The sequence below is a fragment of the Paenibacillus sp. sg306046 genome (assembly GCF_059821225.1).
Genome location: NZ_JCAMRT010000022.1, coordinates 25,640 through 44,495 on the forward strand (window position 1 = coordinate 25,640; position 18,856 = coordinate 44,495).

The following is an 18,856-nucleotide window of genomic DNA, read 5'->3' on the forward strand; positions in this document are numbered from 1 at the left end:
CCAACAGATCAATCGGACGGCCGCGTGGTCTATCCTGTCATTATCTCGCAAAATGGCACACGTTATTGCTAAAATATCAAATTTCGCACGTCCTCACTACTGTTTTGACAACCTTCGATTGTGCATTTCACGACTCTCCGGCTGATAAACAAGGACCAATCGCGAGCCGACACAAAAGTATGCTAACATGGTAACGATAACACATGGAGGCTGGAGACTGATTTTATGAATATCAAGATGTCGGATATCGCCAAAGCAGCAGGTGTTTCGCTCGCCACCGTCGGCCGGGTTTTGCACAACAACGGCTACGTGTCCGAGGAGAAGCGCAAGGAAATTGAGCGAATCATCAAAGAGACGGGTTATATTCCAATATGCAATATAAAGACATCAGCTCCGCCGTCAATGAGGCTGCCGCAGCCAACGGCTATCATGTGTTAACGCTTGCAAATCATCCAGGTCTGGGCGAAGAGGAGCAGCAAATCAACGACTTGATCGGCCACCGCGTTGACGGTGTGATTATTACCTCCTACCCTTCCATTTCGCAGAACTTAATCGGCCGCTTGGTCGAACAACAGATTCCCGTGGTTATGATCGAACGGACCTTCGAGCTGCCCCTGGTCGACCAAATTGTAGTTAATGATCGCGACAGCTCGCTATGCGCCGTCCGTCATATGGTGCATAAAGGGCACAGACGTATTGCCTTTATCGGCGCCGAGCTTGGACAGCAGGTAGAGGTAAACCGTTACGCCGGTTATGCGGATGCGCTGAACGAGGCAGGCATCATACCTCACGAGGCCTGGGTCAAAGTAATATCGGAGTATTCGGCTGAGGCGGGTCGGCAGGCCGCCTGTGACCTGCTGAATGCAGAGCCGGCGGTTACCGCCATTTTTATGACCTCGGACATCTACGCCTGCGGCGTGATGCAGGTGTTGTACGAGCGCGGTCTGCGTGTGCCGGATGATGTGTCGCTGATCGGCTATGACAATACGCTGTCGGCATTGCTGTCACCGCCGATTACATCCGTCGGCTTACCGTTCAAGGAAATCGGCGAGCATGCATTGCGGCTGCTCATGCGACGAATAGACGACATGTCCGCCCCATCCAGCAGCGTCGGAATCTCCCCCTTCCTGATGGACCGGCATACGGTGCGTGAGTGGCAGGCCGAATAGGCGAGGCGGAGCGAATTGAGCTCTTAGGGAGAGCAATGTTCTGCAAATAGATCATGCCGAGCACCCGGTTCGTCGGGTTTTCCAGCCAATGTGGTAACGTTAACATGTCAGGTGTCAGATTTTGTGGTAACGATAACACATGTCGAGGCAAGTTATAGAATCATTATAAGGAGGTAAACATGCTCGCACCCATTCAGCTTGGAAAGGAGCACGAAAAACATGGATATCAGCACGCTTCGCGCACTCCTAAGAGAACGACGTTCTTTCAGCATGCTGGAGCTATTGGATGTTGCCACAGGCGAACGAACGGCTTTGCGCGAATTTGACGAGGTTATCGCAGCCCCCAACTGGACAAACGATGGCCGGTTTCTGATTTATAGTTTCTGATTTATAACAGCGGCGGCGGCATGTACACCTATGAGCTGGCTTGGAAGGCGGAACGCCGACACTGGTGACGCCGAACGCCCACCGATCAAGGTGGCTGTCATAGGCTGCGGCATGATTAACGACGCTTATTTAAACACGATGATTAATAAGTTCCAAATATTAGAGGTCGTTGGCAGCTGCGATCGTAACCCCGAGAAAGTCGAACGGGCCGCACAGAAGTATAAAATCAAGGCGCTTACCATGGAAGACATTATCGCGGACGATTCGATCGAGATCGTGGTCAATCTGACCGCTGCAACGGCGCATTACCAAATCGTGAAGCAGCTGCTCGAAGCGGGCAAGCATGTTTATACCGAAAAGGTGCTGACTGTTGACCTGGAGGAAGCGGCCGAGCTGGTGCGGATCGCCGATGAGAAAAACTTGTATCTGGGCGTTGCCCCGGATACGTTCCTCGGCGCAAGCATCCAGACCGCTCGCTACGTCGTCGAAAGCGGGATGATCGGCAAGGTTACGTCCTTCCACTGCGCACTGAACCGAGACGTTTCCTTTTTTTGCGGAGCGTTCGCCGGTGGCCGTTAAGCCGGGAGCAGGCATTGGCTTTGATGTTGGCATTTATTACATTACGGCTATGTTAAGCATCTTGGGGCCGGTAACGGAAGTATCGGGAATTGCGAAGACGGTGGATACGGAGCGCAAGCATTATTTTGTGGAAAAGCTGGACGAGACCTATGAGATCCAGTGTGAAAATCTGATGGCAGGCACGCTGCAATTTGCAAGCGGCGCAGTCGGCAGCCTGCTGTTCGATTCCAATTCCATCCTGATCGTGCCGGAGAAGCCCTCGCTGGTGGCGTGGTCCATGCGCAAGGGCCGCATAAATCGTGCGAACAAGGAAATGGCCTATCATGCGCTGGACATTTTGCACAGTATTGTACAAAGCGGCGAGACGAAGCGGCATATCGGCCTGCAATCAACCTTCGTCAATATGCCGCCTCTTCCCAGAGGCTGCCTGGGCAGCTCGTATTACAACTCCCAGGAAGAATCCGGACTCGCCTATTAAACCTCCGGTCAGGTCAAGGACCGAACCGCTTCGCGTTGCGAGCCCGCGCACGCTCCGCTTCCACTTCCCGGTTGCGCGGCTCCGCTTGCGTCACCAGGGAATCCAGCAGCTGGCGCGCGGTGGCCGACACTTCGCGGACCGCATGACGGAACGCCTCCTCATTGGCCTTGGACGGTTCCTGGAAGCCGGTCAGCTTGCGGACGAACTGCAGCGCCGCGGCTTCGACCTCCGCATCGGTCGCAGGCGGTTCAAAATTAAATAACGTTTTAATATTGCGGCACATCGGGCTCACTCCTTCTCCATCACTTGTCTCTCCATTATACAGCATACCGGAGGGAGTGAAACCCGGACGCTTACCGTTCGTCAAACAGCACAGGTCGCGCCAGCTGACCCTGACTGTCAAATTCAAGCGGATTTGGCGGGCCGAGCATACGCAGCCCTTCAGAGACGGCCAGCTGCTCGCCGTACGTCTCTGACACGTAAATATGCCGCAAATGAAGCGTATCCGGAATCCAGACAAGCTTGACCAACGCGGGGTGGATGCCGTTGCAGGTGCGAATAGCAATGTCCAGCGCCTCCCGGTCGTTCGCGGCCGTCAACGGTATTTTCGCTCCGTCCAGCACCGTCGACGTGATGCAATTCGTATACGTTTTGTGGAAATCAATCTGCTCCACCACATGCCGGGTCGTTATATCGGCAAGCCCGATGCCGGTCGCATTGCCGTGCGATTGCCGGGTCAGCCCGCGCACGACAATTTTTTGCACCGGAGGCGCGGGCGGCCGCGGTGAAACCGGCACAGGAAAGCGTCCGGTAATGTTCGGGTCCATGCCCGCTCCGCTGATGTTTTTGCCAATCTCCTCGATCAGCAGCACATCTATGGCGTCCAGCTGCAGACGCGGCATCTGCCGCTTCGCTTCGTCCAGCAGCGCAGGCTCCCGTTTGGCGATCCGGTCCGCCGGGAGCACTTCGATGCAGGCGATCTCATCGTAAGCATTTTCGATAATGGCGACTCCAAGCGCAATCGGCGTGTGCGTCAGCAGCAGCTGACCGGCCAGCGGGATCAGCGCAGGAAAGGAGGCAAAGCCGCGACTGTGCAGAGCGGCTGCCCCCTGATGCTTGCCGAGACCGATTGCGGCCATCTTCAGCAGGCCGCTTTCGATCGGCCCCTTGAAGTCGGTATGCGCTTTGATCCGCGCGACCAGGACGACGGCATCCGCCTCATACGCCTGCCGGTCGACATGCAGCGGCAGCCCGTCCGGCAGCCGGCAGGCGATGACTGTGTCCATCGAGCTGATCACCGGCGCGCCGACGGCTGCTTCGGTAATGCTGTAGTCGGCCAAAATCGCCGCCTGCCCTTCGGCGGTAGCACCGCCGTGACTGCCCATGGCCGGCACGATAAACGGCTCGGCCCCAAGCGCCCGCAGCTCGCCGACGACGCAGCGGACAATCTGCTGCAGCCCGGCGATGCCGCGGCTGCCGACCGCAACCGCTACGCGCATGCCGGGCGTCAGCTTGCTCCTGACCTCATCTGCGGCGAATTGCACGCGCAGCGCGCCCGGCACATCCTCGATGCGATCCGGGCAAAACTGCTGCTCGACCGGAATCATCCGGGGAAACTCCATGGACGCCCCTCCTCAAGTCAGCGCATTCGCCGGCGTCCGGCCCTCGAATACGTCGAGAATCGCTTGCGCCGTCGTCAGGCTGACAAGCTGATACGTCTCAAACGTCTCAGCCGCCGTATGCGGAGTCGTCACAATCGTGTCCAGCTCAAACAGCGGATTGTTCGCAGCAACCGGCTCCTGCTCGTACACGTCAATGGCCGCGCCGGCCAGATGGCCGCCGCGCAGCGCCTCAGCGAGCGCCGCCTCGCTGACAACCGCGCCCCGCGCCGTGTTGATGAAGTACGAGCCAGGCTTCATCATCGCAAACCGCTCGCGGTTCATAAAGTGCCGGGTTTCACTCAGGCTCGGCAAATGCATGCTGACGATATCGGACTCGCGCAAAATAGCCTCGTAGTCTTTCAGCGTGACGTTCAGCTCACGCGCCTTCTGTTCGTTCGGATATTTGTCATAGGCGGACAACTCCACCTGGAAGCCCTCCAGCTTCTTGGCCGTCATCTGTGCGATGTTGCCGAACCCAAGCAGGCCGACCTTGCGACCCTTCAGCTCGGAGCCGACATGGCGGTCCCAGTAGCCCCGGCGCGCCGACTGATGCAGATTCGGCAAATTACGCATGGTGCTCAAAATCAGGCCAACCGCCAGCTCCGCCACCGCGTTGGCATTGCCGCCCGGCACATTGGTCACGCGGATGCCATACGCCTTCGCTTGCTCCAGATCAATGTTGTCAACGCCGACGCCGAAGCGGGCGATTACCTTGAGCTTGGGCGCCAGCTTGAACACCTGCTCATCCCACGTATCGACGCCTGCCACAACCGCGTCAATATCGCCAACCAGCTCCTTCAGCTCTTCGAACGTATGCGGCCGTCCAACCTGATTCTCAATAATCTCGCAGCCTGCCGCTTCGAGCTGCTGCTTTGCCTCTGCGCATAAAGTCGCGTAATTCGTAGCTGTCACAAGAATTTTTTTATGTGCCGTCATTATTTCACGCCTCCTACCGTCATCCCGCTTACCATATATTTGGAAGTAAACAAGTACATAATCAGCACCGGAATGGATGCCAAAATCGAACCGCCCATCAGCGGGCCCCAGGCGAATACATCGCCTACAATCATGTCGGCCAAGCCGAGCGTAATCGTTTTGTCCGCGCTTTTCGTGATGACAACAAGCGCATACAAGTATTCGCTCCAGCACAGCGTGAAGGCGAAAATAAACGTCGCCGCAATGCCGGGCGCAGACAGCGGGAAAATAATGCTCAGCATCGTCCGCGTCCGCGTGCAGCCGTCGATCATCGCAGCTTCCTCAATTTCGATCGGAATCGACTTGAAATAAGAGATCAGCATCCACGTCGCATACGGAATCGTAATCGTCGGATAAATGAGCATGATCCCCCAGATCGAATCATTCAGCCCGATCGACGATACGAGCATGTACAGCGGGATAAACAGCACCGCGCGCGGCATCAGGTACGCGTACAAAATCCCCCGGGAAACAACGCTCCGGCCGCGGAACTGCAGCTTCGAGACGGCGTAAGCCGCCAGCATGCTGACCAGAATCGAGACGAAGGAAACGATCAGTGAAACGACCAGGCTGTTTTTGACATTATTCAGAAAGTTTTTCTCGGTGAGCAGCTTGACGTACGCCGACCACGTAAACTGCTTCGGCCAGAACGTCGGGATCATGTTGTACACTTCGCCCTGCGACTTGAACGACGTATTAACCATCCAGTACAGCGGGAACAAAGCAAACAGAAGCATGACCGCAAGCGTCGCGTACACGATAATTTGTTTGACCAGTGAGTTATTTTCCATAGCTTGTCACCTACTCTTTCGATGAAAGCGAACGCTTCGTTACAAAATTGATAAGCATAATGAGCGGAGGCATCGTCAATATGGCAATCGCAATAGCTTTGCCCAGTTGAAGGTTCAGGAAGCCGACCGTATAGCTGAGGGTGGACAGCACCTGCGTACCGTTGGACGGACCTCCACGGGTCAGAAGCCAGATGATTTCGAAGTCATTCAAAGTCCAGATCGTTGTCATAACAGCGGCCAGCAGCGTCACTTCTTTCACCGACGGCAGCGTCATGTAGAAGAAACGCTTGATCGCTCCGGCCCCGTCCAGCATGGCCGCCTCGTACATTTCCTTGGACACGGTTTGCAGACCGGCCAGGATTGCAATGCCCATAAACGGAATGCCGCGCCAGACGTTCACGAGAATAACGGAGAACATGGCCAGATCCGGTGTAGCCAGCCAGCCGATTTGCCGGTCGATCAAGCCGGTTTTCATCAGCAGAAAGTTGAGCACCCCGCCGACGTCGGAATAAATCCACTGCCAGGTAAACACGGAAACGATCGTCGGAATCGTCCACGGCAGAAACAGCAGCACGCGAAATACATTGCGGAAAATAATTTTTTCATTTAAAATTAGAGCCATAATCATGCCGAACACGCTTTTGGCGATAACGGCGACAAGTGTAAATACAACGGTGTTCCAGACCGCTTTCCAGAAGATCGAATCCTTGAACAAGTCGATGTAGTTTTGCAGTCCGACGAACGTCGCCGGTCCGCCCACGACCTTGCTGGTGAAGCTGAGATAAACAGCCCAGCCGAACGGCAGCACCATAACCGCCAGCAAATACGCGACGACCGGACTGACTAGCATATAAGCCAACTTGCTATCTTGAGTAGTTTTCACGCTGTATCCCGCCTTACCTGTAAGGTTATGGAGAGCAGGCCCACCCTGCCCTCCACAGCCGAGTTTACCTGCTATTTTTTGTTGTACACATCTTCAATCTTGGCCTGCAGATCCTTCATTGCCGCTTCCGGCGTGTAGTTGGCATCCAGCAGCAGACGCTGGAACGCATCGTTGACCAGTCGCAGGTTAAACACTTCGCCCGCCTTCGGGTTGTACGCCCCAGGGTAACCGAGGAAGTTGAAGCCTTTTACGGATTCGACAAACGCCTTGTTTTTCGCATCCTGCCATACCGGCTCGCTCGTCAGCTTCGTGTAGACCGGACCGGACAGCGGAGCGCCTTTTTCAACCCAGGTTTTGTACCAGTCCGCATCCAGCATGTACGCGAGGAACTTTTTGGCCAGCTCTTTGTTTTTGGAATCCTTGAAAATACCGAGGTTGTTGCTGATGCCCGGAATGAAGACGCCCTTCGGTCCGGCCGGATACGGCGCGATGCCCGTGTTTTCGTACATCTCCGGGTTGTCCTTCTTCAAGGTGCCGAGCACGCTGCCCGTATTAAAGATCATCGCGGCTTGTCCGCTCAAGTACGCTTTGTTGTTGCCGCTGTCATCCCAGCCGATGGCGCTTGGCGGCGTGCTTTTGTCCGTCAGGAAAATGTCGCGGATCATCTTGGTTGCCTCGATGGTTTCCGGCGAGTTCACGATGACGGTTTTGCCGTCCTTCGTATCTACAGAGCCGCCGTAGGACCAGATAATGCCCCGCGTCAGAAACTCTGCGTCCGAGTTGCCCTTGCCGTAGCCGATGCCGGCTCCGTATACGCCCTTGCTCGGATCGGTGAGCGCTTTAGCCATTTTGCGGAACTCGTCCCATGTGGCAGGCGGGTTATCGAACCCTGCTTTTTTCAGCAGATCCTTGCGGTAGTACAGTACCTGCGATTCGGTCCAATATGGAACCGCGTACGCTTTCCCGTCGAAGCTGATTGATTTTTTCAGGCTGTCCTGAATGGCGCCGTTTTTGTCCTCGATGCTTTTCATGACATCGCTGACATCCTCCAGCACATTTTTGCCGTAAAACTGCCCGACCTCCTGGTAGCCGAAAAACGATACGTCCGGCACCGTAGCCGATTCAATCGCCGCCGACCATTTCGGATAAAAATCCTCGTAAGCGATAATTTCGACATTGACGTTCACATTGTTTTCTTTGCCGAACTGCTTCGCGCGCTCCTCGATCAGCTTGTTCTGATCGTCGAACAGCTGCTTTTTCATCCAGAAGGTGATCTGTCCCTGCTTGCCCGCCGGAGCTGCCGTTCCCCCTGTGCCTGGCTCCGTACTCCCTGCATTGCTGCACCCGGCTGCCAGCGATACGAGAACCGTTGTCGCCACCGCTTTGGAAACCCAATGTTTCATGTTTTTCTGACCCCCTAAGTGTTGTGTTCCCTGCTTTTTTATCTTAATCAATCCCTGACTGGATGAAAATGAGACAAATTTAACATCCGTGATACAAATTTAACGGATTGCCGCAGCCAGCATCTTCCGCGTTTCGCCGCGCTAGGCGTCTTCCTCCAGCTTCATCCGGTACTCCTGTGGTGTAAGCGAATAGTATTTTTTGAAAACCTTAATAAAATAGTTCGGATTCTGGTAGCCGAGCCTGGTCGAAATTTCGTAATTTTTCAGTGCGTTGTTCCGCAGCAGCGACGCCGCCAGCTCCATCTTCAGCCGCAGCACGTAATCGCTCAGGTTTTCACCGGTTTCCAGCTTGTACAGGCGCGAGACATGCACCGGATGCATAAATAAAAAGTCGGCAATCGCCTGCAGCGACACATCCTCGGTCAGCTGCTTCTGCACAAACTGCTGAATTTTGCGCACCGCGCCCTCCCGGTCGTTGCGCGTGTCGCGCTCCATGCTTTGCTGCATGTGACGGAGCGCCTCGAAGCACCAGCTCTCCAGCGCAGCCAGCGAACGGCAGGCAGGCAGCCCGACCACATGCGACAAATCCGGTCCGATCAGTTCGGCCAGCTCGCGGCCGTTCTTGTGAGCGAACGAGCTGAACGACGCGTAGACGGAAAAAAACACCTCGACGAGATGCTCCCGCGAGTCGGCCCACTTCAGGCTGATCTCCTCCAAAATGCCTGTCAGCTTCTCCTCCGTAACCGCCCACTGGCCGGACTCCAGCAGATGGATGAGCAAGGGCGGCTCATACAGCTTGTGCAGCGCCTGTACGGGCAGCTGCTCGGTTTCATCCGCGACATACACAAGCAGCTCGCTTTGATTGCCGACGCGGCGGCGGAGCGACAGCAGGCTGTCCTGATACAGCTTACGCACGTCGCCGGGGAAGCTGCCCCATTTGTGCAGCAGCACGGACACCGTCCCTTTCAAATATTGGCCGACATTCATCTGCAGCTGGGAGCCCATCAGCTCCAGCTGGCTCTCCAGATCCGCCTTCCCTTGCTCCGTCGCCCAGGCGGCATCCGACTGCTTGTCCGTGGACAGCATCACCAGAAATATCAAATACCCGTGCACATCCTTGCACGACCATAACTCAAAGCAAGGCTCAAACAGCTCCTCAGCCATATTCACAATGGCATATTCGATCAGCGACAAGCTGTAAAAATCGAAGTCGAGCATTTCGCCCTCCAGCCGGACAAGCATCAGCGCAAAGCTGTTGTGCGGCACCGCGATTTTTAGCGACTCCAGCTTCTCAGCGAGCCGCTGCGGCGGGTATTTCCGGCCCTGGAGCAGCTCGCCCAGAAATTCGCCCTGCAGCTTGGGCAAATTTTCCTCAAACGCGCGGACGATTTGCCGGTACGTATCATCTTCTTCCCGCTCCTTCTGCAGCGCCTGCACGACCAGCCTCACCTTGGCCAGCACCTCTTCGTCGCTGACGGGCTTGAGCAAATATTCATACGGCTTATGCTGAATCGCCTGTTGGGCATAGGAGAAGTCGGCATGGCCGGACAGCAGCAGGCATTTGATCCGCTTCCAGTTGCGGGCGACTTGCCCCAGCAGATCAAGACCGTTTAACCCCGGCATCCGGATATCCGTCATCATAATGTCAATCGGCGTCGTTTTCAGCAGCTCCAGCGCTTCGAACCCGGAATACGCCTTATGCACCTTGCCGATGCCGATCGTCTCCCACGGCAGCGTATCGGCCAGGCTGTCTACGACAACCGCCTCATCATCAACCAGTAGCAACTGAAACATCGTGATCCCCTTCTTTCTCCGTTGTCATTGTCGGATTGTCCTGCCACACCAGTTCAACCCGCAGCCCTTGCAGCGCTGAACGGGAGAAATACAGCCCGGACGGGCCGCCGTACCGGTGCACAAGCCGCTGGTGAATGTTCCACAGGCCGCAGCCCATCTGTTCATCGAGCGGCAGCGCTATTTTCCGCTCCAGCTCGCGGATCGCCTCCTCGCGCATGCCTGCGCCCGTGTCCTCGACGATGATGCGGTGAACGCCGCCTGCAGACTGCCCATGAATCCGGATGACGCCATACTCCAGACTTTCCTCCAACCCGTGAATGACCGCATTTTCAACCAAGGGCTGGATGATCAGCCGCGGCAGCATGAGGGTCCTCATCGCATCGGGCAGCTCGATTTCATAGTGAAACCGCTGCAGGCGCAGCATTTGAATTTTCAAGTAATTTTCCACCAGCTTCAGCTCATCGCTGACCGTTGTCATCGTGTTTTCCAGCCGGGTCGTATACCGGTAATATTCGCCAAGATTAAGCGCCATCGCAGCCACCGCCTCCTGGTCGCCCAGCTTGGCCATGCTTTTGATATAGAAGAGACAATTGTACAAAAAATGCGGATTAATCTGCGATTGCAAATGCTTGAGCGTCGCTTCCCGCGCCTGGAGCGTTTCCTTGTACACCTTCTCGATCAGCTCCTGGATTTGTTCGGCCATCTCATTGAAGCTGACAAATAAATAATCGAACTCATTATTGGGCGGCTCCTGCAGGCGCGCGGCATATTTGCCCTGCTTGATCCGCTGCACGCCGCGCACCAGCATCCGGATCGGCCGCTGCACATTGCGGTACAGCAGCAGCGTCGCCAAAATGCTTAGCACCATCAGCAGTGCAACCGAGGTATAAAATAAATTGCGGCTGATTTGAATCGGAGCAAACACACTCTCCAGCGGCACGATATCGACGAGGTACCAGCCAAGGCTTTCCGAGCGAATGTAGTTGACGATGACCTTCTCCTGATTCAACGTGAGATTCAAGCTGCCGCTTGGCCCAAGCTGCTGCTCATCCAGCTGCCCGATGACCGCATTCACGAGCGTTCGCTTGGCCGTGTAATTCACTATGGGATCAGCGCCGGACTTGTACAGAAACGGCTCGCGTTCTTCTCCCTGCTTGAGATTGCTGAGCATATTGCGAATATTTTCATCCGCAAACCGTACTTCAACAAGCAGGTTCGGCAGCTCGGTCGGCTGCAGGCGCGAGAAAAACGACTGGTGGATGCCATACACCGGCGCACTGCGATGCAGCCATTGGGTGGAGCGCGGATCGCGCAAATACCCCTCGTCAAATTTGGCCGAATAGTCAGATGAAAGCGTTTCTTGAGCATCCATCAAGTACAAAATGATCTGATTGCTCCAGCCGCTTGTCGCGGTCTGAATGTTCAGCGTATCGGCGATGTTCAGCTGCTTCTGCAGCAGCGTCAGCCGGTCCGTCGTAAAGCGGCCGTCGAAATATTGCTTGATGTTATAATCGCGGCTGACCGTTACCGGAAACTTCGTCAGCTGGTCGATCATCATCTCCATCTGGCTGTTCACAAAGGACAGCCGGTTGCGGTTGCCTGCCTCCACCGTCTCCCGGACGACGTTGACGCTGACCTGATAGGAATAGCTGTATAACAAAATAATCGGGATCAGCAAGCCTGCAACTAACGCGATGACCTTGCTGAACGTATTGATGCGAATCTGGGCCATCCTCATTCCCCCTTGCTTGTGACTGACAGCCGACCGATGCGAGACGAAGCGGCTTTAGCTACATTGTAGGCGGATTCTTCCGTTTGCCTATAGCATAAATTTAACATGGAGGATAAAAAATTAACGAAAGGCGGTCGTCAGACGAAAAAAAAGCAGCCTGCGTGAATCAAGCTGCGGACTAGGGCGAGCTGCGGCCGGCCGGCTGCTCTGGCGTCGCGTTGTCGCGCTTCGCTCCGGCTCGCAGCTTGGCGGCGGCAAGATAAAGGATCGGCAGCAGCTGTACAGGAATGGCGAAGGCCGGCCAGGTGAAGGACATAAAGTGCTGCAGCTCAGAGCTGCTGTCCGAGAGCTGCAGAGACAGTCCCATTGCAAACGCGGTGAGCGACGTGCTTATAGGCTTGTGATCCTTCAGCTTCAGCAGCTTGGCCAAGCTGTCCACGGCAACAAATACGGTCAAGCTCATTTTGATAAAAATCGCAGGAATCCATAAAATGGTCAGAAACGGATCGAGCGTATCAATAAAATCGGCCAGCTGCAGCGTCCGCACATATTCCAGCACCGGATACATGAGCCTGCTCGCCAGCATCGGGCCAAAGACAAGCATTGTCGGCAGCAAATAAAACAGCATAAACATCCCGGACAGCAGCGTTGCCCTCGTAATTGTACGGGCGGTTGCCTCCCTGCGCTGCAGGTACGGATACAAGTACAGCACCATAAACACATCGCCAAACCACGGAAACGCCTCATACAGACCAAGCCCTGTGCCTTTCAGCTGCAGATGAGTCACCAGCGCCTTGAGCATCGGAAACTGCAGCTCAATATTCAACAGAATCGGCACAAACAATGCCAGCGAAATGAAGGTCACGACAAACACAAACTGCGCCAGCCGCGCAATCGCTTCAATTCCGGCCCGAACCGTCAGCGCAATGCATGTGCCAAATAAAACCGCCAGCGCCCACGCGGGCGTCGCCGGCAGATGATTCAGCAAAATATAGTCACTGAGGTTGCGCATCGCAAGCGCCGCACGGTGCAGCAAATAGCCGATCATGACAAGCAGCAGCGGCAGATGCAGCCAACGGCCGACAAGCTGCCGCCCGAAGACGGCGAAAAACTCATCGGCCCGCTTCCGCGCCAGCCTGACGGCAAGCAGGCCGGGAATCGCGGCGAGCGCAGCCGCCGCACAGATGACATAAGGCGCATTGTACCCGGCGGCTGCCAGGACCGGACCGGTCAAAAAGCCCGCGGGCGTCGAATATAACGTAAGAATCAGCATCAAAATCAACTGGCCCTGCGTAATCCGCTGCATCTCGCTCCCTCCTTTCAATCCCAATCACGCTACAGCATGTGCAGCAGCGCCTCCATCAGCCGATTCGGGCTCGGCATTCGCTCGCCCAGCAGCAGGCTCGCCGCATTATACGCCAGACTTGCCGCGAGCAAGGTATAGACGATCACGTACGTGCGAAGCTTGCGCTGTCTTCGCTTGAGATAAATGCCTTCGCCCGCCATCAGGAGGGCAAACAACACCAGCAACCCTGTCATGACGGCACCCGCTGTTTATTTTGCTTCGATCCGAGCAAGGAGATGTCCACCTTCATCTTCAGGTCAAGCGACGCTTGCCGCCGATACACGCTGCCCCAATCCTGCTGCACCTCCGCCCAGCGCTTCGGGTAGTTCCAGGCTAAATAAGCGCCCAGTCGGAACACATCCGCCTCCAGCTCCCGCGACCTGTCAAAAGCCGAGAGAATGCGCTGTTCAATCTGTTTGCCGATCAGCTGCTCCAGCTTCGTAATTTGCTGCGGGTCAGTCAGCTCGGTAACGGATTCGTTGCTGTCTACCTGACATTTCACATGCACATCGACTTCATACACAAGCTGCTCCCCCTTCGGCCGCGGCTTGATGACGGTATGCGCCTCAAACACGAGAAAGCTGATCCAGTTGCCATCCGCCTCGGCGCGGAACGTCACAACCGCATCCTGCAAATCGCCGTTCAGCCACATGACGCCCCTGGCCTCTTCACCGGTGAACATCCCCACCAGCCTGTTGTCCTTATACAAGGCGACGCCCTTGAGATGAGCGCGGATTGCCGACGATTCCGAGTAAATATGCTCCAGCAGCGGCGTCACGAGACCGCGTCCGTAATCCTCGGCGATCAGGAAATGCTTGACGCTCGACATCACCGTTCGCTGCCGGGCGACCTGCTCCCGCAGCACCTCACTCGGAAACTTTTCGATTTGGGTCGCAAATTTGGCCATCTCGGTCGCCCGGCCTGCGGCTGTCATGACAAATGCTTTGTTCGGAAAGCCCGGCTTGCGATTGACAAATTCCAGCACGGGGCTGATGCCTTGCCGCGCAAAGCCGCTGCCGATGACAATAACCTTCGTCTGCCCCCAGAATACCTCTCTGGACAGCTCCATTTGCAAATTGCGGTACGCATCGGACATATTCAGCCCGATTGCGCTCACAAATCCGTAGGGGGCTTTGCCCGAGGTGCCCCCGCCGGTCTGCGACCCGAGCAGATTCGGACGCGCAAAGCCGAGTCCCAGTTGCACCTTCTGGTCCGGCGCCTGGTCGATATACATCGCCACCACCAGGAGACGGTCATTCATTTCGACGCGAGACCAGCAGCCGGACAGCAGCAGCGGCAGCAAAGCGAGCAGCAGCGCCAGCAGCCGACGGCCTACGAGCTTGTTCAATCGCCTTCATCTCCGTCCCGCACCGCAGGCTTCACGAAAACCCGCCTTCGGGGCGAGGCCCCGAACAAAATCGGACGACGCTCCATAAACCGCCACGGCATCCGCAGCATCACGTCCTTGACTCCATCCCATTGAAACGGCGCCAGCGGGGCCAAATACGGCGTGCCAAACGATTTCAGCGTCACGAGATGCAGCATCAGTAAATAAATGCCAATCGCCATCCCGATCAACCCAAAGCTTCCCGCCAGGCAAATAATAGGAAAGCGGAGCAGCCGCAGCGTTAGCCCCAGGCTATAGTTCGGCACGATAAACGAAGCGATCCCTGTCAGCGACACGATAATGACCATCGGCGCGGACACAATGCCCGCCCGAACCGCCGCTTCGCCGATGACCAGCGTACCAAGAATGGACACAGCCTGGCCGATGGCCGATGGAATGCGGATGCTCGCCTCCCGCAGCGCTTCGAACGTAACCTCCATAATCAGCGCCTCGATAAAGGCCGGGAACGGTACCGGCTCTCTCGCCGCGGCGATGCTGAACAGCAGGCTGGCCGGGATCATCTCGGGGTGAAAGGTGGTCAGCGCAACATAGAAGGACGGCGACAGCATGGAGATGAGCATAAAAACCAGCCGGACCCAGCGGATCGCCGTCGAGGAATACGAGCGCTGGTAGTAGTCCTCCGAGGACTGCAGGAAGCTGGGAAACGCCACCGGTCCGATCAAGGCAATCGGCGTGCCGTCCGTCAAAATAACGACCCGTCCCTCCAGCAAGGAGGCGCACACCGTATCGGGCCGCTCCGTAGCCTGCAGCTGCGGAAACGGGGAAAACGGATTGTCCTCGATGCATTCCTCCAAATAGCTGCTCTCCAGCACACCGTCGATGTCGATGGCGGACAGCCGCCGGTGCACCTCCTCGACCAGCTCGTGCTTGCAGATGTCATCCACATAGCCGATCACGACCTGAGTTTGGGTATATCGCCCAAGCTGGAGCAGGCGCAGCTTGAAGCGCGGACTTCGAATCCGTCTGCGCAGCATTGACAAATTCGTGCCCAGATCCTCGACGAACGCCTCGCGCGGGCCGCGAATGACGACTTCATTTTGCGCTTGATCGACATTTCGTTTATTGTAGGCGCCGAGCGCGTAGCTGACCATCCGGGCTTCCCCGTCAATGAGCAGCACGACCTGTCCCGACAATACCGCCATCACTGCCTCCGGCAGCTGCTCGATCACCCGGTAAGCAGACACCGTTGATTGCAGCAGCCGGTCCAGCCGGCTGCCTGCGCCGATCTCTCCCTCCTCCGTGTAGCTGGCTGCCAGCGGCTGGAGCACGGTCGTTTGCAGCAGCAGCCGGTCGACCATATTATGCATATAAATAAAAACATACCGTTCCCCTTCTCCAAGGGTGAAGGGCTGAAATTGAATATCACAGTTGCTGCCCAGTCGGCTCTGCAGCCACGTCAGCCTTTCCTCCAGACCGCTCCCCTGGGGAGCGTCGGCAGCTTCAGCCGCCGATGCGCCCGCGCCCGGCTGAACGCCGGTCAACATGGAGGCGGGGGCAGCCGGGCCAGACTGCGGGCGCTTGGCTGCGCCTGCTCTGGGGCGGCGGAAGATAAATCGCATACAAGGTCCTCCTTCCCGATTCAATCGTTCCTATTATTGGCGCGAATGACGCAAATTAACCGAAGCAGCCGCTGCTTCGGGTGTATAAGAAAAGCTTTAGATCCTAATAAGAAAGCAGAGCTTCAGGCGAATCGCCAAGGCTCTGCTTTCTTATAAGATCAGTTGAAGTCCGGCGGCGGAAACCGATGGCGGGTCGCTTGCTCGAAATCGTACGCAATTCGCAGCAAGGTCGGCTCGCTGAACGCTTTGCCTGAAAATACGACGCCAAACGGTCCCTTCGTCGAGTCCCCGTCCTCATCCGGCGCGCCGGACGCCGCAAAGCCGGCAGGCACCGAGATCAGAGGATAGCCGAGCCGGGCGGCGATATACATCCCGTCCACGTCGCCGGGCAGCATAAGGGCGTCCAGCTCGTACGCATCCAGCACAAAGTCGATGCCCTGCTGTCGGGGCAGCTCCAGCGCCGCCTCCTTCTGCTGGCGGTAGGTTAGCTCATCCAGCGTACTTGCTTCCGCGTGAATCAAATTATCCTGGCCGTACCGCAGCGCTTGGGCAGCGTGCTGTTCATTGTAAGCAATCAGCTCGCGGAGCGAATGCACTGGCGCGTCAGCAGACAGTCCGCCCAGATAAGCGTTCAGATCCCGCTTGAACTCATACAAAATGACGTCATGATTCCAGCTGTGCTGCTCGATATGCAGCTCGACCGGATCAAGGACCGTCGCTCCCTGCTCCCGCAGCATGTGAATCGCCGCTTCCATCAGCGCCCGTCTGCCCTCATCCAGCTGACGGTAATAATGGCGCGGAATGCCGATTCTCGCCTGGCGCAAATACCCGCGCTCCAGACACATCGTATAGTCCGCAGCCGCATGTTCAGCCGCGGCGAGCGTAGCCGCATCTCGCAGATCGCTGCCGACGATCACGCCAAGCAGGATCGCCGCGTCTGCTACGGTACGGGCCAACGGACCCGGCGTATCCTGGCTGCCGGAAATCGGGATGATGCCCGCGCGGCTTGCCAGCCCGACTGTCGGCTTGATGCCGACGAGCATCTGCTGGCTGGCCGGGCCAACAATCGAGCCCGCCGTTTCCGTGCCAATCGCTGCTGCGGCCAGATTGGCCGCTACGGCCGCTGCCGAGCCGGAGCTGGAGCCGCTGACAAACAGCTCGTCAGGGCCATACGGGTTTCGCACATAGCCGCCGCGCGAGCTGTAGCCTGCCGGCATTTTGCCGGACATAAAGTTGGACCATTCCGTCATATTCGTCTTGCCCAGCAGCACAGCGCCAGCCGCCCGCAGTCTGGCCGCGACTCCGGCATCGGCTGCTGCGAAGGAATTCGCGAGCGCTACAGAGCCTGCGCTGGTATGCATCCGATCGTGCGTGTCGATATTATCCTTGAGCAGCAGCGGAATGCCGTGCAGCTTGCCTCGGCTGCCCCGCTCCCGCCGCTCCAGATCCAGCTCTCTGGCGAGCTGCCGCGCATCCGGATTCAGCTCCAAAATCGAGCAAAGCCGTCCATCAAGCCGGTTGATCCGTTCCAGATAACAATCGACCAGCCCCTCCGAGGTCATCTTGCCTTGCTCCAGCGCGAGCTGCAGATCGGACAAGCTTGCTTCAATAATCCAATGCTCTATGTCCTTATTCATCGTCCCATCCCCCTCACACAAGCGAATTCGGCGGCTTTGCTGCCCAGAGCCTCAACCCGATGCTCACCTCGTTGCATGTTCCGGTTCTGCCCAAATGCCTCCGTTTCCAACTTACCATGCCGCGACAGGTATCATACAGGGAAAGTTCGTGTATAAGCATTGACGCCACGAACAAGTATTCGAAAAAGCCGACCCCGCCGGGCCGGCTCAAACGACTTGCTTTGCTTATTAACTTGCCTTGCTTATACGATTGCCCTGCGCTCACAGCATATCTTGCCGCATTAATTCATGTACGTTCCGCCGTTCAAGTTGATGGACTCTCCGGTGACGAAGTCGGACATCGACGATGCCAAATACAGCACCGTATCGGCCACATTTTGCGGCGTGCCGAGCTTGCCGAGCGGAATGCGCGACATCACCTCAAGCCGGTATTCCTCCGTCCACTGCTGGCTCATATCCGTATCCACCGGGCCCGGACAGACCGCATTGACATAAATGTTATGCTTGGCCATTTCCAGCGCCAGATGCTGGGTCAAATAGTTTACGCCCGCCTTGGAAGCGCCGTAAGACGGCGCCGCGTTGCGGTGAGGCGTCTTGGCGGTCGTCGAGGTCACGTTGACAATTTTGCCGTACCGGCGTTCAATCATATGCGGCAGCGCAGCCCGGCAAAAATACAATGTGCTGTTCAGATTGATATCCATCACTCTGTGCCAGTCCGCCAGCTCCATGTCAAGCGTCGAGCTGCGGTTGTTGACGCCCGCGTTATTGACGAGAATGTCCAACTGGCCGAAGGATGCGATGGCCGCCTGAACGACCTGGCCGGCTACCCGCTCATCGGACACATCGCCCGCACTGATGATGCATGTCCCGCCTTGCTGCCGAATTTCCTCTGCCAGGCTTTGCAGCAGCTCCTCGCGTGTCCCGTTAATGACCACCGATGCCCCATGCTGCGCCAGCGTCAGCGCAATCGCCCGGCCGATTCCCCGGCTGGCGCCGGTTACGACCGCTGCCTGTCCCTGCAATAACTTGTTCATCGTTTCTCCGTTCCTTTCCGT

19 protein-coding genes are annotated in these 18,856 nt (G+C 56.8%); 5 read left to right on the plus strand and 14 right to left on the minus strand.

Going from position 1 to position 18,856, the window contains the following annotated elements; genetic code table 11:
- The first annotated feature begins 225 nt into the window (after positions 1-225).
- From AC6ROY_RS20045 to AC6ROY_RS20065, 5 genes are all read left to right on the plus strand, one after another.
- Complete coding sequence (locus tag AC6ROY_RS20045; RefSeq protein ID WP_500102375.1) at positions 226-438, plus strand: LacI family DNA-binding transcriptional regulator; 213 nt, start codon at positions 226-228, stop codon at positions 436-438.
- Positions 372-1,169, plus strand: a complete 798-nt coding sequence (locus AC6ROY_RS20050; protein WP_500102376.1) for a LacI family DNA-binding transcriptional regulator — start codon at positions 372-374, stop codon at positions 1,167-1,169. The genes AC6ROY_RS20045 and AC6ROY_RS20050 overlap by 67 nt, the downstream gene beginning before the upstream one ends.
- Before the next feature lie 219 nt (positions 1,170-1,388).
- Positions 1,389-1,556: a hypothetical protein gene (locus AC6ROY_RS20055; RefSeq protein WP_500102377.1), complete on the plus strand. Its 168-nt coding sequence runs from the start codon at positions 1,389-1,391 to the stop codon at positions 1,554-1,556.
- A gap of 30 nt (positions 1,557-1,586) precedes the next feature.
- Complete coding sequence (locus AC6ROY_RS20060) at positions 1,587-2,135, plus strand: Gfo/Idh/MocA family protein (protein WP_500102378.1); 549 nt, start codon at positions 1,587-1,589, stop codon at positions 2,133-2,135.
- Positions 2,125-2,613, plus strand: a complete 489-nt coding sequence (locus tag AC6ROY_RS20065) for a Gfo/Idh/MocA family protein (protein WP_500102379.1) — start codon at positions 2,125-2,127, stop codon at positions 2,611-2,613. The genes AC6ROY_RS20060 and AC6ROY_RS20065 overlap by 11 nt, the downstream gene beginning before the upstream one ends.
- A gap of 13 nt (positions 2,614-2,626) precedes the next feature.
- Here the strand turns inward: AC6ROY_RS20065 and AC6ROY_RS20070 are convergent, their stop codons facing one another.
- From AC6ROY_RS20070 to AC6ROY_RS20135, 14 genes are all read right to left on the minus strand, one after another.
- Positions 2,627-2,896, minus strand: coding sequence for a DUF2277 domain-containing protein (locus AC6ROY_RS20070; protein WP_500102380.1), 270 nt, complete (start codon positions 2,894-2,896; stop codon positions 2,627-2,629).
- 70 nt (positions 2,897-2,966) lie between these two features.
- Entirely contained in the window at positions 2,967-4,235 is a 1,269-nt protein-coding gene (locus AC6ROY_RS20075; protein WP_500102381.1) for a nickel pincer cofactor-dependent isomerase, group 22, read from the minus strand.
- 12 nt (positions 4,236-4,247) lie between these two features.
- Positions 4,248-5,210, minus strand: a complete 963-nt coding sequence (locus AC6ROY_RS20080; RefSeq protein ID WP_500102382.1) for a phosphoglycerate dehydrogenase — start codon at positions 5,208-5,210, stop codon at positions 4,248-4,250.
- Positions 5,210-6,040, minus strand: a complete 831-nt coding sequence (locus tag AC6ROY_RS20085; RefSeq protein ID WP_500102383.1) for a carbohydrate ABC transporter permease — start codon at positions 6,038-6,040, stop codon at positions 5,210-5,212. Before AC6ROY_RS20085 ends, AC6ROY_RS20080 begins: the two co-directional genes overlap by 1 nt.
- Before the next feature lie 10 nt (positions 6,041-6,050).
- Positions 6,051-6,923, minus strand: coding sequence for a carbohydrate ABC transporter permease (locus AC6ROY_RS20090; protein WP_500102384.1), 873 nt, complete (start codon positions 6,921-6,923; stop codon positions 6,051-6,053).
- Positions 6,924-6,994: 71 nt separating this feature from the next.
- Complete coding sequence (locus AC6ROY_RS20095) at positions 6,995-8,326, minus strand: ABC transporter substrate-binding protein (protein WP_500102385.1); 1,332 nt, start codon at positions 8,324-8,326, stop codon at positions 6,995-6,997.
- Positions 8,327-8,467: 141 nt separating this feature from the next.
- On the minus strand, positions 8,468-10,120 hold the full coding sequence (locus AC6ROY_RS20100) for a response regulator (RefSeq protein WP_500102386.1): 1,653 nt from the start codon (positions 10,118-10,120) through the stop codon (positions 8,468-8,470).
- Positions 10,098-11,852, minus strand: coding sequence for a sensor histidine kinase (locus AC6ROY_RS20105; RefSeq protein ID WP_500102387.1), 1,755 nt, complete (start codon positions 11,850-11,852; stop codon positions 10,098-10,100). The genes AC6ROY_RS20100 and AC6ROY_RS20105 overlap by 23 nt, the downstream gene beginning before the upstream one ends.
- A gap of 178 nt (positions 11,853-12,030) precedes the next feature.
- Positions 12,031-13,158 (minus strand): GerAB/ArcD/ProY family transporter, encoded by a 1,128-nt coding sequence (locus AC6ROY_RS20110; RefSeq protein WP_500102388.1) that lies wholly within the window; start codon positions 13,156-13,158, stop codon positions 12,031-12,033.
- Between the two features lie 29 nt (positions 13,159-13,187).
- Positions 13,188-13,391, minus strand: coding sequence for a hypothetical protein (locus tag AC6ROY_RS20115; RefSeq protein ID WP_500102389.1), 204 nt, complete (start codon positions 13,389-13,391; stop codon positions 13,188-13,190).
- Positions 13,388-14,545 carry a Ger(x)C family spore germination protein gene (locus AC6ROY_RS20120; protein ID WP_500102390.1) on the minus strand — a complete coding sequence of 386 codons (1,158 nt, stop codon included), beginning with the start codon at positions 14,543-14,545 and terminating at the stop codon, positions 13,388-13,390. The genes AC6ROY_RS20115 and AC6ROY_RS20120 overlap by 4 nt, the downstream gene beginning before the upstream one ends.
- Entirely contained in the window at positions 14,542-16,164 is a 1,623-nt protein-coding gene (locus AC6ROY_RS20125) for a spore germination protein (protein WP_500102391.1), read from the minus strand. Before AC6ROY_RS20125 ends, AC6ROY_RS20120 begins: the two co-directional genes overlap by 4 nt.
- 158 nt (positions 16,165-16,322) lie before the next feature.
- Positions 16,323-17,801 (minus strand): amidase family protein, encoded by a 1,479-nt coding sequence (locus AC6ROY_RS20130; protein ID WP_500102392.1) that lies wholly within the window; start codon positions 17,799-17,801, stop codon positions 16,323-16,325.
- A gap of 281 nt (positions 17,802-18,082) precedes the next feature.
- On the minus strand, positions 18,083-18,835 hold the full coding sequence (locus tag AC6ROY_RS20135; protein ID WP_500102393.1) for an SDR family NAD(P)-dependent oxidoreductase: 753 nt from the start codon (positions 18,833-18,835) through the stop codon (positions 18,083-18,085).
- Between the last annotated feature and the right edge of the window lie 21 nt (positions 18,836-18,856).

Coding starts and splice junctions, on each gene's coding strand:
- AC6ROY_RS20045 (WP_500102375.1), top strand. CDS start 226: ATGAATATCAAGATGTCGGATATCGCCAAAGCAGCAGGTGTTTCGCTC.
- AC6ROY_RS20050 (WP_500102376.1), top strand. CDS start 372: ATGCAATATAAAGACATCAGCTCCGCCGTCAATGAGGCTGCCGCAGCC.
- AC6ROY_RS20055 (WP_500102377.1), top strand. CDS start 1,389: ATGGATATCAGCACGCTTCGCGCACTCCTAAGAGAACGACGTTCTTTC.
- AC6ROY_RS20060 (WP_500102378.1), top strand. CDS start 1,587: ATGAGCTGGCTTGGAAGGCGGAACGCCGACACTGGTGACGCCGAACGC.
- AC6ROY_RS20070 (WP_500102380.1), bottom strand. CDS start 2,896: ATGTGCCGCAATATTAAAACGTTATTTAATTTTGAACCGCCTGCGACC.
- AC6ROY_RS20075 (WP_500102381.1), bottom strand. CDS start 4,235: ATGGAGTTTCCCCGGATGATTCCGGTCGAGCAGCAGTTTTGCCCGGAT.
- AC6ROY_RS20080 (WP_500102382.1), bottom strand. CDS start 5,210: ATGACGGCACATAAAAAAATTCTTGTGACAGCTACGAATTACGCGACT.
- AC6ROY_RS20085 (WP_500102383.1), bottom strand. CDS start 6,040: ATGGAAAATAACTCACTGGTCAAACAAATTATCGTGTACGCGACGCTT.
- AC6ROY_RS20095 (WP_500102385.1), bottom strand. CDS start 8,326: ATGAAACATTGGGTTTCCAAAGCGGTGGCGACAACGGTTCTCGTATCG.
- AC6ROY_RS20100 (WP_500102386.1), bottom strand. CDS start 10,120: ATGTTTCAGTTGCTACTGGTTGATGATGAGGCGGTTGTCGTAGACAGC.
- AC6ROY_RS20105 (WP_500102387.1), bottom strand. CDS start 11,852: ATGGCCCAGATTCGCATCAATACGTTCAGCAAGGTCATCGCGTTAGTT.
- AC6ROY_RS20110 (WP_500102388.1), bottom strand. CDS start 13,158: ATGCAGCGGATTACGCAGGGCCAGTTGATTTTGATGCTGATTCTTACG.
- AC6ROY_RS20115 (WP_500102389.1), bottom strand. CDS start 13,391: ATGACAGGGTTGCTGGTGTTGTTTGCCCTCCTGATGGCGGGCGAAGGC.
- AC6ROY_RS20125 (WP_500102391.1), bottom strand. CDS start 16,164: ATGCGATTTATCTTCCGCCGCCCCAGAGCAGGCGCAGCCAAGCGCCCG.
- AC6ROY_RS20130 (WP_500102392.1), bottom strand. CDS start 17,801: ATGAATAAGGACATAGAGCATTGGATTATTGAAGCAAGCTTGTCCGAT.
- AC6ROY_RS20135 (WP_500102393.1), bottom strand. CDS start 18,835: ATGAACAAGTTATTGCAGGGACAGGCAGCGGTCGTAACCGGCGCCAGC.